A 17,744-nucleotide genomic window follows, 5' to 3' on the forward strand; every position below is an offset into this window, starting at 1 on the left:
CCCAAAATTAAATCAATATGACGCTTTACTAACTAGGATACGTATGAGGGAAAGATTGATAATCCTCTGACTTTGAATCTTTATACGTATGTGTATAATAATCCACTTATCTATTCCGACCCATCGGGTAACTATTTTGTGTCAGCAGATGGAAAATGGGCACATGGAGGAACGTGTGATCCTAAGAGTACTGATAGTATCTACATGGGGGATGATAAATATATAACTGCTGGCACTGAAATTATTAAAAATGGAGTAGAAATAGATCATATGGGTGCTATGGGGCCGCCCAATCCGAATGGATATGGTAACGGTAACTTTTGGGACCTTCATGGAGAATCTTGGATTGATGACTGCTGCGCAAGCTGCTAAACGATTTCCTTGGCTAGTAGAGATCGGAATAACAAGTGCGGGAACATGGCTTTCATTAACGTTGTTTGTAGAAAACGAATTAAGAGGTTTCAATGTTGCTACAATGAAGGAAAAACTCGAAAGTATGAAGTCTGGACCAGTTTTAATCATAAATACAACTGTTAATATTCATGGAATATACTCTAGTACTACTAGTGTAGAAGATCCAAGAAAGAGAAAGAAATGAAAAAGCGTTAAATTATGATAAAAGAGGGTTGAAATATGGATAAAAGAAAGGTACTCATCGTATACAATTCCATTATTATTTCTGCTTTGTTCGGGACTTTTTTGGATTTGTACAATGATATAATTAGTATGTTGCACAACATTCGATATTATAATACCTCGATTAAAGAAGTAACCTATTCATATTTCAACGTAACTGTTTATACAGTAAACAACGATACGTTTCACTTATATCTAGGTATTCCCCTTTTAATTGCTGGTGGCGGTATCCTTTATAATCTATTATATTATCTAATTATATATCTGAAGGGTCAGTGAGCATCATTAGCCTGTAGGATAAAAGTATTATAATATCGATTAAATTGAACAAGAGAAAACGATATTATGATATTGTTTAAAGCATTATAGCCTTGTGAAGCCGCATGCGAGTGTAACAACTCCATGTGGTTTCTCCTTTCTAACGAACATGTTTTGCCACCGCCCAATTCAAACGAACCATTAGAAAGTAAAACTATTCTTTATCACATCTCAGATAAAACGTCTGAACCGCTACTCCTATGACATGCGGGAAAATCATATTGTCACGGAAGAGAGTGTACAGAATCCTTTCCGCTACTCGGGTGAAATGACCGATAACACGACGACGTTACAATATCACCGAGCACGTTGGTACGACCCGAATATGGGGACACAGCGCTAAATCAATTTATGAACCTAGTAAATCCAGCAAATTATTTTTGGGGCCCATGAAAATTTAGGAGCCTATAACAGGATGAATTTAAGCAAAACAAGATACTAAAAGATTCATCCACGTAACGGCTTTATGAGATGCCCCATTAAAGCCAGGGTATATATGATAGAATTAAGCAAAAATTAGGGGGGATAACGTGCAGGATAAAAAGTACTTTATTCTATTATTTCCAGCGATCGCAATTTTTCTTTTCTTATTTTTCTTTCTTCCAGAAAATAAAAGGGGCTATGCTGGAATTGTTCCTACCATTTTTTTGGCGATTTATTACACTTCGAATTTAATTGAAAGGAAAAAAAGGGAGAAGTGATTGGTTGTTAAAAGAAACCGAGCTTAAGATCCTATGTGGTTCATTGGAAGCAGCATTAAATCAAGCAATTTCGATTTAATGATGACATGTACCCCACCACATGCGAGTGTTTCAACTTGCATGTGGTTTTCCTTTGTTCATGCCCGCCGCTCAATTGTTTAAGATGCACCATGCAGAATTTCGCGATTTAGTGCGTTATGGTGCATATATTAATTCCTGAAGATCTAACAACTCTTCTCGAAAATAAAGGAATTAAGTATTCAGATGCTCAATTTGTTGATTTAGGATTCGATTGGTTCAAGTCTTTTGTTTGATGTGTTTCTATTCGCCGACTACCCATACTGGAGTTTAACAAGAGACCCAATTCCCGGGGTCTTTTTTTATGCCCATCCATCTTCCATACCTGAATATTTTAAACATTTCCCCGAAATTCGACGCCTTGATGCTGTAGAATGAAAGCATACAATGAAGGCATACAGAAGGGAATGAAGCGGGTGCGCAATTTCATCTATGGACGGGTCGTGAAGCCCTGATGTTCAAGCGGATTAGGATGAAAATCTTTATGGCCATGCTGCTGACGACCGCCTTGCCGCTGGCGATTACGTCCGGCATTATTTGGTATCAGGTGAACCAGCAAATCGAGAAAGACCGGAGCTACGCGGATAATCGCATTAAGCAGGATTTGAAGGGACAGATCGATCAATTCGCCCTATCTTTAAATGAAACCGCTTACCAGATTTATTCCAACCCGGATTTAATCGAAAGCATCGCCCGGAATAAACAGTTTCTAACGGACAGCCGCACTTACGATACGCGTCGGGACATTCAGGAGTTTTTTCTCAGCGTCTACAATCAATCCCGATTCAAAAATATTATGGGCATGTATTTGTTCCGGCTAGATGAAGAGAGCAGCCTAGGCAATTTTTTTCCGCATCGTTTTCCTCGGATGAACGCGGATTATTTCCGCTCTTTGCAGAGTGAAGTAGAGAACAACAATCACAAACCGCTCATTAAGGTTCGGACCCAGAGCGTCTACGATGAGCCGATCGTGCAGTTTCTGTATCCGGTCCGTTATCGGGGAAATCCTACGGGTTTATTAGTGATCGATATTCAAGAGCAGTCGTTCCGCGGCTTGGTGGAGTCTTACAATACGTTCTATCAAGGGCAAGTTATACTCACTGATGCTAACGGGGATACGATTTACGCAACGAATTCCGATTCCGTAGGGGACAAGTTCGCCGCCGACGAGTTGAAGAAACGTACGGTTGCCATACAGACTCCATTGGAACACTCGTCCATGACGCTGAATTATTTGTACGATATCGGCCCGGAGCAAATTTTCTATCGTAATCTAGCGATCATGATGATCGCCGCGGCCGGTTTGTTGGCGTTGCTGTTCTCCATATGGCTCAGCTACAGCATCACGAAACCGATTATCCAGATGCACCGGAAAATGGCCCGAATACAGATCGGCGATTACGACGCGAGGGTAGAAGTTCGGACTTCGGATGAAATCGGGTACTTGGGAATGCAATTCAATCGAATGGCGGAGACAATCCAGCAATTGATCGAACATGATCTGAAGCTGCGCTTTATGAATCAAGAAACGCAGATCAAGGCGTTGCAAGCCCAGATCTCTCCCCATTTTCTATTTAACACGCTGCAGATGATGGCCGGGATCGCCGAGATGAACAAGGTTCCCGATCTTAAGCTAATCTGTCAATCGTTAGGCAATATGTATCGCTACAACATGAATATCCAGAACGAGTGGGTCAGTCTGCGGGACGAGATCATGCATATTCGCAATTATTTGGTCATTATTAACAAGCGGTTTCCGGAGAGCATCCGATTTCGCTTGGACATTGAACCCGGTGCCTATGACATGTACATACCTAAGCTCATCCTGCAGCCGATCGTGGAAAATGCGGTCGAGCACGGTTTGATCCCTAATCACAGAAACCGCAAGCTTCTCAAAATATCCGCGAGAATGAGACGGGATGACGATTGTATGTATCTCTATGTGCTGGATAACGGGATCGGGCTTAGCGAGTTCGAAACTCGTGCCATCGAGAAGTTGCTACGCAACGGTCATCTGACGGAAGGGGAGGAAGAAAGCCCGATCGGATTGTACAATGTTCATTCCCGCATTAGCCTCATTTGCGGGGAAGGGTATGGCATCAAGCTGCGAAGCCGCAAAGGACGGGGAACTTGCATCGTATATCGTTTGCCGCTTAAAGGGGGAGCCGAAAAATGAAAATATTAATCGTAGACGACGAGTCCGCCATTCATGAGCAACTGGAGAAGCTGATTCCGTGGAAGGAGCTCGGCTGGGAAATCGTCGGCCATGCCTACAACGGGGAAGAAGCGCGTAAGATGACGGAAACTTACCGCCCGAATCTGATCCTGACCGATCTCAAAATGCCTTTCATGGACGGGATAGATTTCATGGCTTGGCTGGACAAATCGGAGCGGAACGCGAAGGTGATCGTTCTTAGCGGATACGGCGATTTCGAATACTCCAGATCGGCGTTCATGCTTGGTGCTTACGATTACTTGTTAAAACCGGTACAGGAGGCGGAGCTGTTGCTTGCCCTGGACAAGGTCGTAGAACAGATCCATAAAGACTCGCAAAGCGAAGCGAACCGCATCAATGAGAAAGCGGTGCTTGGCGAAGGTCTCGTTCTCATGCAGGATCAATTGTTCACCCAGGTCATCGGGGCAGCCATTAAGGACGAGAATGAGATCGTCGTGCAAGCCCAGCGCCTGCTGATCCGACTTCCCGAGACGGGTTACGCTGCGGTCGTCGTCAGGTTTACCGACTTGGACGAGCAAGTACAATCGCGCTATGAAGGGGATCGGACGGCTTTCTATTATGCCGCGCGTAATATTATTCGCGAGGCGGCAGGGACCTCGTCTTTGGTGTGCCGGAATTTGCAGCTCGCGAACGAGTTTGTACTGCTGCGACCATTGCCGGATAAGAAAGCTCAGCATTTGGAGCCAATGTTACGTAATCTGCAGCGTTCGCTTGCCGGTGGGCTTAAGATCAAAGCGATGATCGGCATCAGTTCTTGTAAGACGCGCATTGAGAAAATCGCCGCGGCCTATTCGGAAGCGCAGCAAGCTCTGGAGACGCTTCAGCTAGCCGGAGAGAATTCCATCGCTTATTATGACGGGAAGTCTCACCCTATGCCGACGGAATCCGCCGTTCATTTCGAGAATCTGTGGAAAGAAATACTCATGCTGTTCGATTTATTGGTCGAGAAGGGTTCGTTGCGCGAGAACGATAAGTTGATCAGAACCATGGACGAGGCTTTCTGCGAAGAGAGGCTTTGCCAGACTAGCGGCTCCGATTGGAAGAAAGCCGTAATGGAGCTTTTTCCTAAAATGGAACGCCATTCGACGCAGGAAGACATGCGGTTGCTGCTCAACGAGGCTAGGGCCGCAACGCAGGCGTTGCAGTTCAAGCAAGCGAAAACGACTCTAGAAGAATGGATATCCAGATGGATCAGCCTTAGTTCGGCAGAAGGCAAGGACAAGAGCGGCAAGCCGCTCATCGAAGCGATTCACAAATATATCGACGAACATTATCGAAGCGTATCGTTGGATGAAATCTCCGAACGCTTCTACTTGAACAAAAACTATTTCTGTACTTTATTCAAGAACACGACGGGACAGAGCTTCATGGAATATTTGACGGGAATTAGAATGGAGCACGCGAAGCGGCTTCTTCATGATAGCACGCTTAAAACGTATGAAATCGCGAATTCAGTCGGTTACTCGGACCAGCGCTATTTCAGCCAGGTTTTCCGCAAGCATACCGGAATTCAGCCTACCCAATACCGTCAAGCGATGTCGAAGGAACGAAACCAAGCTTAATATTTTCAACAAGAACATGAAGTTTGCATCGTTACAGGGTGGCATCCCCCCTATATACAATGAGAGCGTAAACCATAACGATATTGGAGAGGGGTTCTACCAATGAAAGTCAATAAGACTTTAACCGCAGTCCTTGCTCTACTGATGCTCGCAACATTGCTAGCCGCTTGCGGAAGCAACAAGGAAAACGCATCGAATGCGTCGGGTGCTCCTTCCGAATCGGCCGCCGGATCCAAAGCGCCAGTCAAAGAGGTCACTTTGAAATTCTGGTCCTCGCTTGATCCGAGCTCCGACCAGGGCAAAATGATCCAGCAAAAAGTAAAAGAGTTCGACAACAGCCATGACAACATCAAGATAGATTTGCAGGTCATCACGTATGACGTACTTCACGATAAGCTCGTCGCGGCCATTAACGCCGGAGATGCTCCCGACTTAAGCTGGGGGCTTAGCGAATGGTTCGGGGAATTCAACAAATTGGACGCTCTGGCCGATCTGACTTCCTACGTGGATGGCTGGGCGGAGAAGGATAAAATTTATTCCAACGTGCTTGAAGCTCTGACGGTAGACGGCAAAGTAAAAGCTCTTCCTAACTATCTCGGCATTCGTGCGCTGCTCTATCACGAGAATATCCTCAAAGACGCAGGCATTAGCGCTGCTCCGAAGACATGGGACGAGCTGCTGGGCATCGCCCAAACGGTGAAGGAAAAGACAGGCAAGGAAGCTTTCGGAATTGCCGGCGCCGGCGTTCGTTCGCCTCAGGAATTGATTATGTACTTAGCGCAAAACGACGTTGTTCTAGCAGAGAAACAAAGCGACGGGAAATACAAGAACACTTGGCAGGACAATCCGGACCAATTGAGCAAAGCCGCCGAAGTGTTTCAGTTCTATCAAGATCTGTTAGACAAGAAAGCGATTAAAACGGATGCCAGAACTTGGGGCTGGGAAGAGGAAGATCAAAACTTCGTATTGGGTCAGTACGCGATGGTCGTCAACGGGACTTGGATCGAAGGACGTTCCTCCGAAAATCCGGAAGGCATGAAAGACGTCAAAATCGCGGCTCCGATGTACAAGAAAACTCCGGCAACGTTCATGGAGATCGCGCCGCTGTTCGTGTACAAATCGAGTCACCCGGCTGAAACGTGGGAGTTCGCTTCCTTCTTGCTCGGAGCGGATTACCAGAACGCCGTCAATCCTTCCAACGCGCCTCGCAGCGATGTCGTGAACGAGGGCTGGGGCAAGGAATTCATGGAGCTGGCTTCGCAAGGCGTCGTGTTCCCCGCGGTATCCCTTGGCGGAATTACGAAGGTGATGGAGGATTCGCTGGCTCGCGTTATGCTCAAGAAAGAAAAGCCGGAAGACGTAGCGAAATGGCTCTCGCAAGCGATTAACGATAGCCTGTCGAAAACTGGAGAACTAAGCGGTAGCTAGTCATTGAGATAAACAAGACTTGCAATGAAAAAAACAAGCAGGAACGGGGGCTTCAAAAGGTGCAGCGGGCTCCCTGACCTGCTTGTTTTCCATTCTGGATAAAGTGGTGAACATACATGCTGACATTAAGAGAGAAAAAAATCCGTAGGCTCGCCATCGGATTTATCGTTCCCGCGCTGCTCTTTTTCCTCCTGCTCAATGCTTTTCCATTGGTTCAGGTTCTATGGGATAGCTTCCAGTTCAAAAATCTGTTAAATAATGCGCTGAGCGGTTTTTCCGGATTGAGTAACTACGCCGAGGTAGTCAAAAACGAGTATTTCGGGACGGCGCTTAAGAATACCGTCGTCTGGACGGTACTATCCGTGGCTGGCGAATATGCGCTTGGAATCGTATCCGCCATCGCGCTGAACCAGCAAATCAAAGGACGTACTTTTTTTCGCGGGATTATTATTATTCCTTGGGTCGTCCCGATCGTCATCGCGGGAATGACTTGGACTTGGATGCTTACGCCGGATTACGGAATTCTTAATCTCTGGATGGTTAAGCTGGGCATCCTCGACGAGCCCTACTATTGGTTGGGAGAATTGAATACGGCTTTGTTGACCGTCGTATTCGTTAATATTTGGAGAAGCTTTCCTTTCTTTACGATAAGCCTATTGGCGGCGCTGCAATCCGTATCCAAAGATATTCTGGAGGCAGCGGCTATTGATGGGGCAGGCGTTCGGCGCCGGTTCTGGCATATCGTGCTTCCGCAACTGAAAACCGTCTCGTTAACGATGATATTCATTCATATTATTTGGACGGCCATTAATTTCGATTTTATTTGGGTAATGACCGAAGGCGGACCGCTTCATTCCTCCGAAACGTTGCCTATTATGATATACCGTTACGCGATGCAAGAATACAATTTCGGCAACGCGTCCGCGCTTGCTTCGATGATGCTAGGCTTTATGATCAGCGGATTTATTTTATATTACTATTTCAGCGTCCGAAAGAACCGGGGGTGATGGCATGCTGATGAGCCGACGCAAACAACGCTTTTTCAAACTATTGACCTACGCCGTCTTGCTTGGGTTTTCCGTATACTGTCTGCTGCCGTTTCTATGGATGTTCGTCACGTCCATTAAACCTACCGATCAGATTCGGACGTTGAATCCGAGCTTCTGGGTCGACAAGCCGACCTGGAAACATTTCGATAACGTACTCAACGGTTCCGCTTTCCTTACGTTCTTCAAGAACAGCTTGTTCGTCGCGCTGGCTACGACGGTCGCATCCTTGATCATCTCTATTTTCGCCGGGTATGCGCTTAGCAGATATGTAAGATTCAAGGGCGTGAAGCTGTTCAGTGTAGCTATGCTGCTGTCGCAGATGATTCCGGGCGTGCTGCTGCTGATTCCGTTATATTTGGTCATGAAAAACCTTTCTTTAATCAACACTTACGCTTCCTTGATTTTGGCCTATACGACGTTCACCGTCCCGCTCTGTACTTTCATGATGAAGAGCTTCTTTGACACGATCGCCTACGAGATGGAAGAGTCGGCGGAAATCGATGGCTGCAGTAGAATCGGCATTATTTTCCGTATTTTGCTCCCGGTTTCGTTGCCGAGCCTCGTCGCTACTTCCTTGTTCGCCTTCTTGAACGCTTGGAACGAGTTTATGTTCGGATTCGTGTTCATTAACGATGAAGCCCATCGGACGCTCACGCCGGGGATCAGCCTATTCAAAGGGCTCTATCAGACGGATTGGGGCAGCATGATGGCGGCTTCGGTGCTTAGCGTTCTGCCGATTGTCATCATCTTCGTATTCTTGCAACGGTTCCTTATCGAGGGCATGACAGCTGGCTCAGTGAAAGGGTAGGGGGATAGGCATCATGAGTGAGAGCAGATGGATTAAACTATCGGAAAATGGCTTGCATCTCCTGTTTGAAGTGACGGAGGCCGGGGATGTCCGGTTGCTCCACTTCGGCGCGAACGAGCCGGAGGGCATCGAGGGATGGCCGGACAAGAAGAGAGCCAAGTACCGATTGCTGGAAGTGCACGCGAGCGGCGAAAATCATGACGACCATCACGGCTCGAAACATACGGGAACTTTGCCGGGCAAACGGCTGACGTTGACTAAGGAAGAAGACGGACGTAATGCGGAAGGCAGGCACGTTTGCTTCTATTTGAAGGATGACCGGACAGGATTGATCGTTCGTTACCGGCTGCAGTTTTACGATGGCATTCAGGTCGTCCGTACGTGGACGGAGCTTGAAAACACCGGGGAAGAGCCGATTGGCCTGGAATATGCGTCTACCTTTGTCCTGCATGGAATAGATAAAGAGGGAACGATGTCCAGGGATCACAAAATGCGGTTGCATGTGCCGCATAATACCTGGTACGGCGAAGCGCAGTGGCGAAGCTACCGATTGCCGGAGCTCGGATTGGAGCAGGTTAACGAATTCTCCATGAAACGTCTGAGCTACGCGAGTACGGGAACATGGTCTAGCTCGCAATTCGCGCCCATGGGATTTCTTGCGAACGAAGAGACGAATACCGGCATCGTGTGGCAAATCGAACATAATGGTTCTTGGCATTGGGAATTGAGCGACATGGCGGATCAACTATACTTGCAATTGAGCGGTCCCACCGAGAACGAAAGCCATTGGTGGAAGGAGCTTGCGCCGGGGGAGACCTTCGTCACGGTGCCGGCTGCGATCGGCGCAGTGCAAGGGGGAATTCAGCAAGCCATCGGCGAGATGACCCGATACCGCAGAGCGATCCGGCGCTTCAATGAAGACAACGTGAAGCTGCCGGTTATCTTCAATGATTACATGAACTGCCTGTTCGGGGATCCGACGACGGACAAGCTGCTTCCGCTTATCGACGCGGCGGCTGCCGCGGGATGCGAGATTTACTGTATCGATTGCGGCTGGTACTCGGACGGCGAATGGTGGGATGGCGTCGGAGAATGGCTGCCTTCGAGGGCGCGTTTTCCGGGCGGAATCGAGGAAGTACTGGCCTATATTCGTTCCAAAGGCATGGTCGCGGGATTGTGGCTGGAAATCGAGGTCATGGGCATCCAATGCCAGCTAGCGGATAAGTTGCCGGATGACTGGTTTTTCGTTCGGCACGGCAAACGGGTGATCGATCATGCCCGATATCAACTCGATTTCCGCAATGCCGATGTGAGAGCTTACGCTGACCGTATCATCGACCGGATAGTGAATGACTATGGGGTCGGTTACATTAAAATGGATTACAACATTAACGCGGGCATCGGTAACGAATTCGAGGCGGACAGCGCGGGCGACGGTTTGTTGGAACATAACCGCGCTTACCTCGAATGGATAGACGGAGTGTTCGGAAGATATCCGGCGCTCGTGATCGAGAATTGCGGCAGCGGCGGGATGCGAATGGACTATGCGTTGTTAAGCAGACATAGCATCCAATCGACGAGCGACCAGACGGATTATCTCAAAAATGCCGTCATTGCCGCGGCTAGCGCTTCCCTTGTGACGCCGGAGCAGGCTGCGGTCTGGTCTTATCCGTTAAAGGAAGGCGATAAGGAAGAAGTCGTCCTCAATATGGTGAACGCCATGCTCCTTCGCATTCACCAAAGCGGGCATTTGGCGGAGATTAGCGCTGACAGACTGGAACTTGTAAAGGAAGCCATCCGGTATTACAAGGAAATTCGCGGCCATATTGCTATCGGTTTGCCGTTCTGGCCGTTAGGATTGCCTAACTTCGAGGATCCGTGGTTTAGCTTTGGCATTCAGGATGAGGGGATATGCTTATTGGCCGTTTGGAGAATGGACGAGTCCGACGCAACGTGTACCATCCCTATGAATCTATTTAAACAGAAACCCATCCAGATTAGAGTCGCCTATCCGGTTCAAGACGAAACCGTCTGGACTTGGGATTCATCCGCGGGCATTCTGGAAGTCTCGTTATTGTCGCCTCGTACGGCTAGGTTGTTCGAGATTATTTATTAATGATCAAGTGAGAATAAAGTGCTTACGCGATGGGTTGTACCAATGATTTCCTATTGGTACAGCCTTCTTTTGTTAGTTCTGACAATTAGTTGGCATAACTGATTATTCTTATGATTTCCCTTACTTTTGTTTATGTCTTTCGCTTCTGTCCTATCCTACAATGAAAAGGCATTCAAACATTAAGGAGGGTTCGCTTCATGTTTAACAAAAAGACAATTACTATGGTTCTACTTGCTTCGATGACAATGTTAGCGGCTTGTTCGAAGAGCGCAGACAACACGAACAAGGAAAGCGCGGCATCGCAGCCAGCAGCTACGTCGTCAGCGGCTAGCGGCAAAAAAGTAGAACTTCGCATGTCCTGGTGGGGTTCGGATGAGAGACATGAAAGAACGCAAAAAGTAATCGAACTGTTCGAACAGAAAAATCCAGGCGTTACAATCACGGGAGAGTATTCCGGATTCGACGGATATATGGATAAGCTGAACACTCAGATTGCTGCGGGCAACGCCCCTGATTTGATTCAAATGGGCGGAAATATTAAAGAATACGTAGACAAAAAAGCATTGCTTGATCTGACACCGTATGTAGGAAACGTCTTGCACGTGGATGACTTTAACGGCGGTTTGGTGAAGGCGGCCACTTTTGAAGATAAGTTATATGGCGTCACGTTAGGCGTCAGCTCATCTTCGTTGTTATACAACGCAAGCATGTTCGAGAAAGCGGGCGTACCGCTTCCGGCAGATAACTGGACTTATGACGATTTCAAAACATCGGTCCTCCAGATCGCGCAGAAACTGGGCAAAGGCAATTATGGTTCGTACGATCTTTCGAGCGATGCGGCTTCACTAGCTTCCTACCTTGGAAGCATTGGCAAGGAAGTCTATCGTGATGGCGAGCGTCACTTCGACAATCAAGATTTGATCAACTGGTTCGCGATGTGGGATGAATTGAGAAAAGCGGGAGCAATCGTGCCTGCGGACGTTCAAGTAGCGAACCCGCCGACTGCCGTTGACAAATCCCTTATCGTTAAAGGACAAGTTGCGATTCAAAGCGCATCGGCTTCCCAGATCTTCGGATTCCAGGAGCTGACTCAAGATAAATTGGGATTGACCGTATACCCGAACGGTCCAGCAGGAAGCGGTATGGTTCCGCCTATCTCCGGACAATTCATTACTTCGTACTCCGGTACCGAACATCCTGAAATCGTCGCGAAATTCATGGACTTCATGGTAAATGATCCTGAAGCAGGCGTCATCTTAGGTAGCACTAGAGGTGTTCCGCCTTCCGGTAAAATTCGGGATGCATTGGCCGCGCAGTCTACGCCGGTGGATAAAGTTCTCTTTGATTTCATTTCGTTAGTGAGCGACACCGCGCCTCCAGTCGTATTTCAACAATTCCCATTGGACAACGAATACATTAAGTTGTTGCAGTTGACAAGCGAGAAAATCGCGTTCGGCGCTAAACCGATCGATTCTTCGGTAGAAGAGTTCATGAAGGAAATGGACAAATTGCTTCTCAAAGCAAAAGCGCAATAATCGTAAATACAATAAGTGCAATATAACGCAACATAAAGAGAAATCGGGATATCGGGGAGCTCATTCACGGCTCCCTTTTCCTAAGATAGGAGAGCTAATCTTATGCAGAAATACAAAACCTATGCAGCCGGGTATTTGTTTCTGTTGCCATGGTTGATCGGATTGATTTTTCTTTACTTAAGCCCGATCTTCGCATCTTTGTATTTGTCTTTTACGAAGTATGACTTGCTTACGGCACCGAAATGGATCGGCTTCGACAACTATAAGACGATGTTTACGGACGATTACCGACTGGGCGATTCAATCAAAGTTACTTTCCAATACGTGTTGATATCGGTTCCTTTCCGATTGGCATTCGCACTCGGACTAGCTATGTTGCTTAATCAAGGCATGAAGTTTCTCGGTGTTTACCGCACGATCTATTACATTCCTTCCCTTCTTGGAGGAAGCGTTGCTATATCCGTACTATGGAAACAAGTATTCGATAAAGACGGAATTTTCAACCAGGGTCTGGCACTTATGGGGATAGAGGGACCTAACTGGATTGCAGATCCGAAATACGCGATTTATTCGCTGATCGGATTATCGGTATGGCAGTTCGGGTCTGTTATGATTATTTTCCTAGCCGGGCTCAAGCAAATACCTCAAGAGTTATATGAGGCGGCTACCGTAGACGGGGCCGGCATTTTCCGGAAATTCTCGCGGATCACAATGCCGCTGCTTACGCCCGTCATCTTCTTCAATCTGACTATTACGTTGATTCAGTCGTTCCAAACGTTCACCAAAGCTTTCATTATAAGCGGTGGTTCTGGAGGTCCGATCAACTCGACTTTGCTTTATTCTTTGTACTTGTATATTAAAGGCTTTACTTTCCTGGACATGGGATATGCTTCCGCAATGGCTTGGCTGTTATTGATCATCATCGCAGCTTTCACCGGCTTATTGTTCCTGACATCCCGTTACTGGGTTTACTATTCGGATGGGAGGAATTGAACGATGGTTATTAATCGACAATTCAAGTCGGTACTCTTCCATGTGATCGTGTTGGGTTGCGGGCTCTTGATGCTGTACCCGGTATTCTGGCTGTTGAGCGCCTCGGTGAAACCGACTACGGAAATCTTTACTTCGCAGGGTCTATGGCCTTCCAACTTTACGTTAGATCATTATTCCGAAGGCTGGTTCGGCTTACGTAACATTCAGTTCGGACGATTTTTCCTGAATTCCATTTTATTGTGCTTGGTTGCAGTCTTCGGGACGGTTCTCAGTTCATCTATGGCGGCCTTTTCGTTCGCCCGTATCGATTTTCCTTTGAAAAACATCCTTTTCGCGCTTATGCTGGGCACGATCATGTTGCCGGGACATGTTACGCTGATCCCTCAATATATTATGTTTCATAAGCTTGGATGGGTCGATTCCTATCTTCCTTTGATGACGCCGAAATTCGTTGGAGACGCCTTCTTCGTCTTCCTGATCGTACAATTCATCAGGGGAATTCCGAAAGAATTGGACGAGAGCGCGAAGATCGACGGCTGCGGCTGGTTTACGCTCTATTTCCGCATCATCATGCCGCTTAGCTTGCCTGCTCTGATGACGGCCGCTATCTTTACGTTCATGGGTACATGGGACGATTTCTTCGGTCAATTGATCTACTTGAGCGATATCAAGAAATTTACCGTTCCGCTCGGTTTGCGTCTCTTCTTGGATTCCAGCGGTAGCTCTAACTGGGGAGCCGTGTTCGCTATGTCGGTTCTGTCCATCGTACCAAGTCTTGTCATTTTCTTCATAGGTCAAAAATACTTTACCCAAGGCATCGCGACAACCGGATTGAAAGGTTAAAATAGTCGTAAAGACTTTTCATGAAGAGGACAATACGCAATGCGCAGACTGCTGAAATATCCGACTAAACTTTTTACGCTTATGGTGCTTTGTTTCATCGGTTTCAATAGCCTTTTACTTCTTGTATCGGGCATCGTGTATTATGAGACTTATTCTAATGTTGCTTACCGCGAAATTCGAGAGACCAAAAAAGAGCTGCTCGATGAGACATCCCAGAAGCTCTCGAATTACGTGGCGGGCATCCAAGATACGGCTCGATTCTTAGTCACGAATACGATGGTCCAGCAAAACTTGTCGGAAGAACCGGAGAACGAGTATGACTTCATAACGAAGAGCCGGGAAATGTACGAAGAATTTCAGAAGCTAGCCACGGTGAAAGAAGGCTTGTATTCGATTGAATTGTATAGCAATTGGTTAGAAGGCCATCCGTCCTTCCTTGGGCAAGTCATGCATACGATGGCCGACGCGCAAACCCAAGGTTGGCTCGGGCGCATGGACAGAACGGACGGGTTCTGGATCGCTTCTCACGACTATTCGGTTTCCGGAGGCTCCATCCGAATGGTCAGTTACGTTCATCGAATCATTGGTAACCGAGGAGAAATCCTTGGTATTGTGAAGCTCAACATTCCCGACAAGAAGCTGTTCGACATCCTGAGCAAACGCGATGCGAATATGGAAACCGCCAACTACTACGTGGTGTTGGACTCCGGCGGCAACTATATCGCTTCCGTCCTTCCGGAAGGCATCGAAGTACTCGGTAATGTGGACGAAATGGTGAGCAAAGTATCGGGCTCGAAATATAGCGTCATTCAATCGGATAAGAACAAACAGTATTGGATGCTCATGCAGCTCATATCCAAAGACGTGCTCAAGCAAAGCGGCAAAGAGATCCGGTTGCTCATTATCGGGCTTTTATTAGCGCTGATTATACTATCCATTCCGCTCGCCTTATGGGTCTCAAGGAAACTGACTTCTCCTATCTATAGGATTGTCGATGGTATGCGAACCGTAGAAAAAGGGGACTTCAACGTTCGGATGGGGACGTCCGGCATTCAGGAGTATCTTCATCTTACGACGCATTTTAACCGAATGGTCCATCGGCTTAAGGCATTGATCGGACAGTTGAATCAGGAGCACCGAGATCGCCGCGAAGCCGAAATTCAATTGTTGCATGCGCAAATCAAACCCCATTTTCTATATAACACCTTGGATCTGATTCACTGGCGAGCGCTCGATTACAATGCGCACGAAATTAGCCAGATGGTCCAGCAATTGTCCAAGCTGTTCCGTATTGGGCTCAGCAATGACAAATGGTACGTTCCCGTGCGGGATGAATTGGCTCATGCCCGTTGTTACATGGCCATTCAGGAATTCCGGCAAAATTTCAGCATCGAATATGTTGAGAACGTAAAGAGCGATTTGTTGGACATTGTGATCCCGAAAATCGTTCTGCAGCCATTCCTGGAAAATGCGGTTATTCACGGGTTTCAACACCGAAGCTACGAGAAAGCGGTTATCCTTGTAACGATTGAACAGCGGGAAGAAGCCGGAAGCGAGCAATTGATCATCACGATTACTGACAACGGAAGCGGGTTGCCGGAAGGATTCGACATCCAAACGACCGGAGGAATCGGAATTCGTAACGTCTTGGACAGGATACAATTGTATTGCGGTCCGAAGTACGGAGTGAAGGTTGTTCCGGGGGAACGGGGGGGCACGCAGGTGATCATGAATTTGCCGCTGATCGGCCATGAGGCGGAAATGGAACAACTGACAAGGAGCCTATCCCATGAATACGATTCTTTTGGTAGATGATGATGACTATGTAATAAACGGGCTGCTTAAGCACATCCCATGGAAGGAAATGGGCGTAAGCATAGTCGGAACGGCCGCGGACGGGATGGAAGGATTGAACAAATTCCGCGAACTGCGGCCGGATTTCATCATTACCGATGTCTATATGCCTGTAATGGACGGTTTCCAGTTAACCGAAGCGATCCATAAGATCGATCCTAACGTCCCGGTCGTCATCCTAAGCGGGTATGACGATTTGGCGAATGCGAGGAAAGCCGTATCCACGGGTATTCACCATTTTCTACTCAAGCCGCCTAGCATATCGGAACTCGAGTTCGTCGTGCGCGAAGTGTTGCAGCAGCTGAATGAATCGCAAGAGCAGGACGAACTACTATCCAGCTATCTGCAACAGCAAGATATTGTACGGAGATCGATGAAAGACGCGTTCTTCCGAGATTTATTATCCACCCGGTATAGGCTAGACGAGCTACCCGGCAATCGAATCGCGTTTATGGGTATGCCTGAGCGGTCATCCGTTCAGGCATTAACGCTTAGTCTCGTCCGATCGGACGTCTCCGCGCGAAGAGAAGAAAGGGATTGGCAGCTGCTGCGTTTCGGGACGGGGAACATTATTCGCGAAATGCTAAATGCCCAATTGGTTAGCCATCCGATCTTGTCCGCGGAAGTGCTGGAATATTCCGACCAAGAGTTTGTCGTTATTTTACTAGGTGCTCAGTCACAGGACGAACAGTTGCAGGAGTTACAGGAATTCATCGTAAAAATGTCGGATGCGATCTTGGAAAATATTCTTCAATATATGAAGCTTTCCGTTCTTGCGGGGCTCGGGACCGTTCGCGAAGGGTACCATGAATTGATGGATTCCTACTTGGAAAGCCGCTACGCGGTAGAGATCGCGGAAATGAACGACTGGAATCGCGTATACGTATATGCGGAATCGAACGAAACGGAGCCTGGCAAGATCGTCTCGATGGATGCCGTTCGTTATCTTCACGATGCGATCTTCCAAAAACAATGGCAAAACGCTTATGATCTATGGAACGTTCTTAGCAAGGATATGGCGGGCGGCAACGTTTCGCTCCCGGTTTGCAGAGGGGTTTGCTCCGGGATCGTTAGCGCCTTGTGGACAGCCACGCAAACCTCCGATATACAGGAGGAATCGGCGGTGCCCGGCCTTGAAGGCCTGCTGCTTAAACTAAACCGATCCAGCTCCGCTAGGCAAATGCTCGAGGGGATGGATGATACGGTAGCCCGACTGATCTCTCAGAATAAGGAAGATCAGGTCGGCAAGAAGAGCAATGCCTTGGTTGAAAGAGTGATTAAGGAATATATAGAAAAATGCTATCACGAGGATATTTCGCTGGAACAGATTGCGGCGAATCTCCACGTGAACCGCAATTATTTGAGCCAACTATTCAAACGGGTTACAGGCGAACCTTTCGTAACCTATTTCAACAAATATCGAATTCGCAAAGCGATAGAATTGATCGGAACGGGCAAATATATGGTCTACGAAATTAGCGAGAGAGTAGGTTTTCAGAACTCGACTTATTTCAGCCAAGTATTCAAATCGATTACCGGATATAGTCCGTCCGAATATAATCGCTAGCGAATCGGACAATGGAGTGT

At 47.4% G+C, this 17,744-nt stretch carries 12 protein-coding genes; all 12 read left to right on the plus strand.

The features are described from left to right. The first annotated feature begins 298 nt into the window (after positions 1-298). The 12 genes from L3D05_RS00200 to L3D05_RS00255 all read left to right on the plus strand — a co-directional run bounded on the left by L3D05_RS00200 (position 299) and on the right by L3D05_RS00255 (position 17,724). Positions 299-598, plus strand: coding sequence for a hypothetical protein (locus L3D05_RS00200; protein WP_239613527.1), 300 nt, complete (start codon positions 299-301; stop codon positions 596-598). A 1,619-nt stretch (positions 599-2,217) separates the two neighbouring features. Continuing rightward, positions 2,218-3,909: a sensor histidine kinase gene (locus tag L3D05_RS00205; protein WP_239613529.1), complete on the plus strand. Its 1,692-nt coding sequence runs from the start codon at positions 2,218-2,220 to the stop codon at positions 3,907-3,909. Next, a complete protein-coding gene (locus tag L3D05_RS00210) occupies positions 3,906-5,531 on the plus strand; it encodes a response regulator (RefSeq protein WP_239613531.1) in 1,626 nt (541 codons plus the stop codon). The genes L3D05_RS00205 and L3D05_RS00210 overlap by 4 nt, the downstream gene beginning before the upstream one ends. Positions 5,532-5,633: 102 nt before the next feature. Next, positions 5,634-6,959: an ABC transporter substrate-binding protein gene (locus tag L3D05_RS00215; protein WP_239613533.1), complete on the plus strand. Its 1,326-nt coding sequence runs from the start codon at positions 5,634-5,636 to the stop codon at positions 6,957-6,959. A 116-nt stretch (positions 6,960-7,075) separates the two neighbouring features. Continuing rightward, on the plus strand, positions 7,076-7,966 hold the full coding sequence (locus L3D05_RS00220) for a carbohydrate ABC transporter permease (RefSeq protein WP_239613535.1): 891 nt from the start codon (positions 7,076-7,078) through the stop codon (positions 7,964-7,966). Between the two features lie 4 nt (positions 7,967-7,970). Beyond that, a complete protein-coding gene (locus L3D05_RS00225) occupies positions 7,971-8,816 on the plus strand; it encodes a carbohydrate ABC transporter permease (RefSeq protein ID WP_239613537.1) in 846 nt (281 codons plus the stop codon). A 13-nt stretch (positions 8,817-8,829) separates the two neighbouring features. After that, positions 8,830-10,932: a glycoside hydrolase family 36 protein gene (locus tag L3D05_RS00230; RefSeq protein WP_239613539.1), complete on the plus strand. Its 2,103-nt coding sequence runs from the start codon at positions 8,830-8,832 to the stop codon at positions 10,930-10,932. Positions 10,933-11,129: 197 nt separating this feature from the next. Further along, a complete protein-coding gene (locus L3D05_RS00235; protein WP_239613541.1) occupies positions 11,130-12,467 on the plus strand; it encodes an ABC transporter substrate-binding protein in 1,338 nt (445 codons plus the stop codon). A 102-nt stretch (positions 12,468-12,569) separates the two neighbouring features. Beyond that, entirely contained in the window at positions 12,570-13,460 is an 891-nt protein-coding gene (locus L3D05_RS00240; RefSeq protein ID WP_239613542.1) for a carbohydrate ABC transporter permease, read from the plus strand. 3 nt (positions 13,461-13,463) lie between these two features. Then, positions 13,464-14,303: a carbohydrate ABC transporter permease gene (locus tag L3D05_RS00245; protein WP_239613544.1), complete on the plus strand. Its 840-nt coding sequence runs from the start codon at positions 13,464-13,466 to the stop codon at positions 14,301-14,303. 39 nt (positions 14,304-14,342) lie between these two features. Further along, positions 14,343-16,118 carry a cache domain-containing sensor histidine kinase gene (locus L3D05_RS00250; protein ID WP_239613545.1) on the plus strand — a complete coding sequence of 592 codons (1,776 nt, stop codon included), beginning with the start codon at positions 14,343-14,345 and terminating at the stop codon, positions 16,116-16,118. Further along, positions 16,093-17,724 (plus strand): response regulator transcription factor, encoded by a 1,632-nt coding sequence (locus L3D05_RS00255; RefSeq protein WP_239613547.1) that lies wholly within the window; start codon positions 16,093-16,095, stop codon positions 17,722-17,724. The genes L3D05_RS00250 and L3D05_RS00255 overlap by 26 nt, the downstream gene beginning before the upstream one ends. Positions 17,725-17,744: the final 20 nt, after the last annotated feature.

Source organism: Cohnella mopanensis, assembly GCF_022352055.1.
GTDB classification, from domain to species: Bacteria; Bacillota; Bacilli; order Paenibacillales; family Paenibacillaceae; genus Cohnella; species Cohnella mopanensis.

Bases quoted from the DNA above. Each gene is read 5' to 3' on its own strand.
- L3D05_RS00200 (WP_239613527.1), top strand. From the start codon at position 299: ATGGATATGGTAACGGTAACTTTTGGGACCTTCATGGAGAATCTTGGA.
- L3D05_RS00205 (WP_239613529.1), top strand. From the start codon at position 2,218: ATGGCCATGCTGCTGACGACCGCCTTGCCGCTGGCGATTACGTCCGGC.
- L3D05_RS00210 (WP_239613531.1), top strand. From the start codon at position 3,906: ATGAAAATATTAATCGTAGACGACGAGTCCGCCATTCATGAGCAACTG.
- L3D05_RS00215 (WP_239613533.1), top strand. From the start codon at position 5,634: ATGAAAGTCAATAAGACTTTAACCGCAGTCCTTGCTCTACTGATGCTC.
- L3D05_RS00220 (WP_239613535.1), top strand. From the start codon at position 7,076: ATGCTGACATTAAGAGAGAAAAAAATCCGTAGGCTCGCCATCGGATTT.
- L3D05_RS00225 (WP_239613537.1), top strand. From the start codon at position 7,971: ATGCTGATGAGCCGACGCAAACAACGCTTTTTCAAACTATTGACCTAC.
- L3D05_RS00230 (WP_239613539.1), top strand. From the start codon at position 8,830: ATGAGTGAGAGCAGATGGATTAAACTATCGGAAAATGGCTTGCATCTC.
- L3D05_RS00235 (WP_239613541.1), top strand. From the start codon at position 11,130: ATGTTTAACAAAAAGACAATTACTATGGTTCTACTTGCTTCGATGACA.
- L3D05_RS00240 (WP_239613542.1), top strand. From the start codon at position 12,570: ATGCAGAAATACAAAACCTATGCAGCCGGGTATTTGTTTCTGTTGCCA.
- L3D05_RS00245 (WP_239613544.1), top strand. From the start codon at position 13,464: ATGGTTATTAATCGACAATTCAAGTCGGTACTCTTCCATGTGATCGTG.
- L3D05_RS00250 (WP_239613545.1), top strand. From the start codon at position 14,343: ATGCGCAGACTGCTGAAATATCCGACTAAACTTTTTACGCTTATGGTG.
- L3D05_RS00255 (WP_239613547.1), top strand. From the start codon at position 16,093: ATGAATACGATTCTTTTGGTAGATGATGATGACTATGTAATAAACGGG.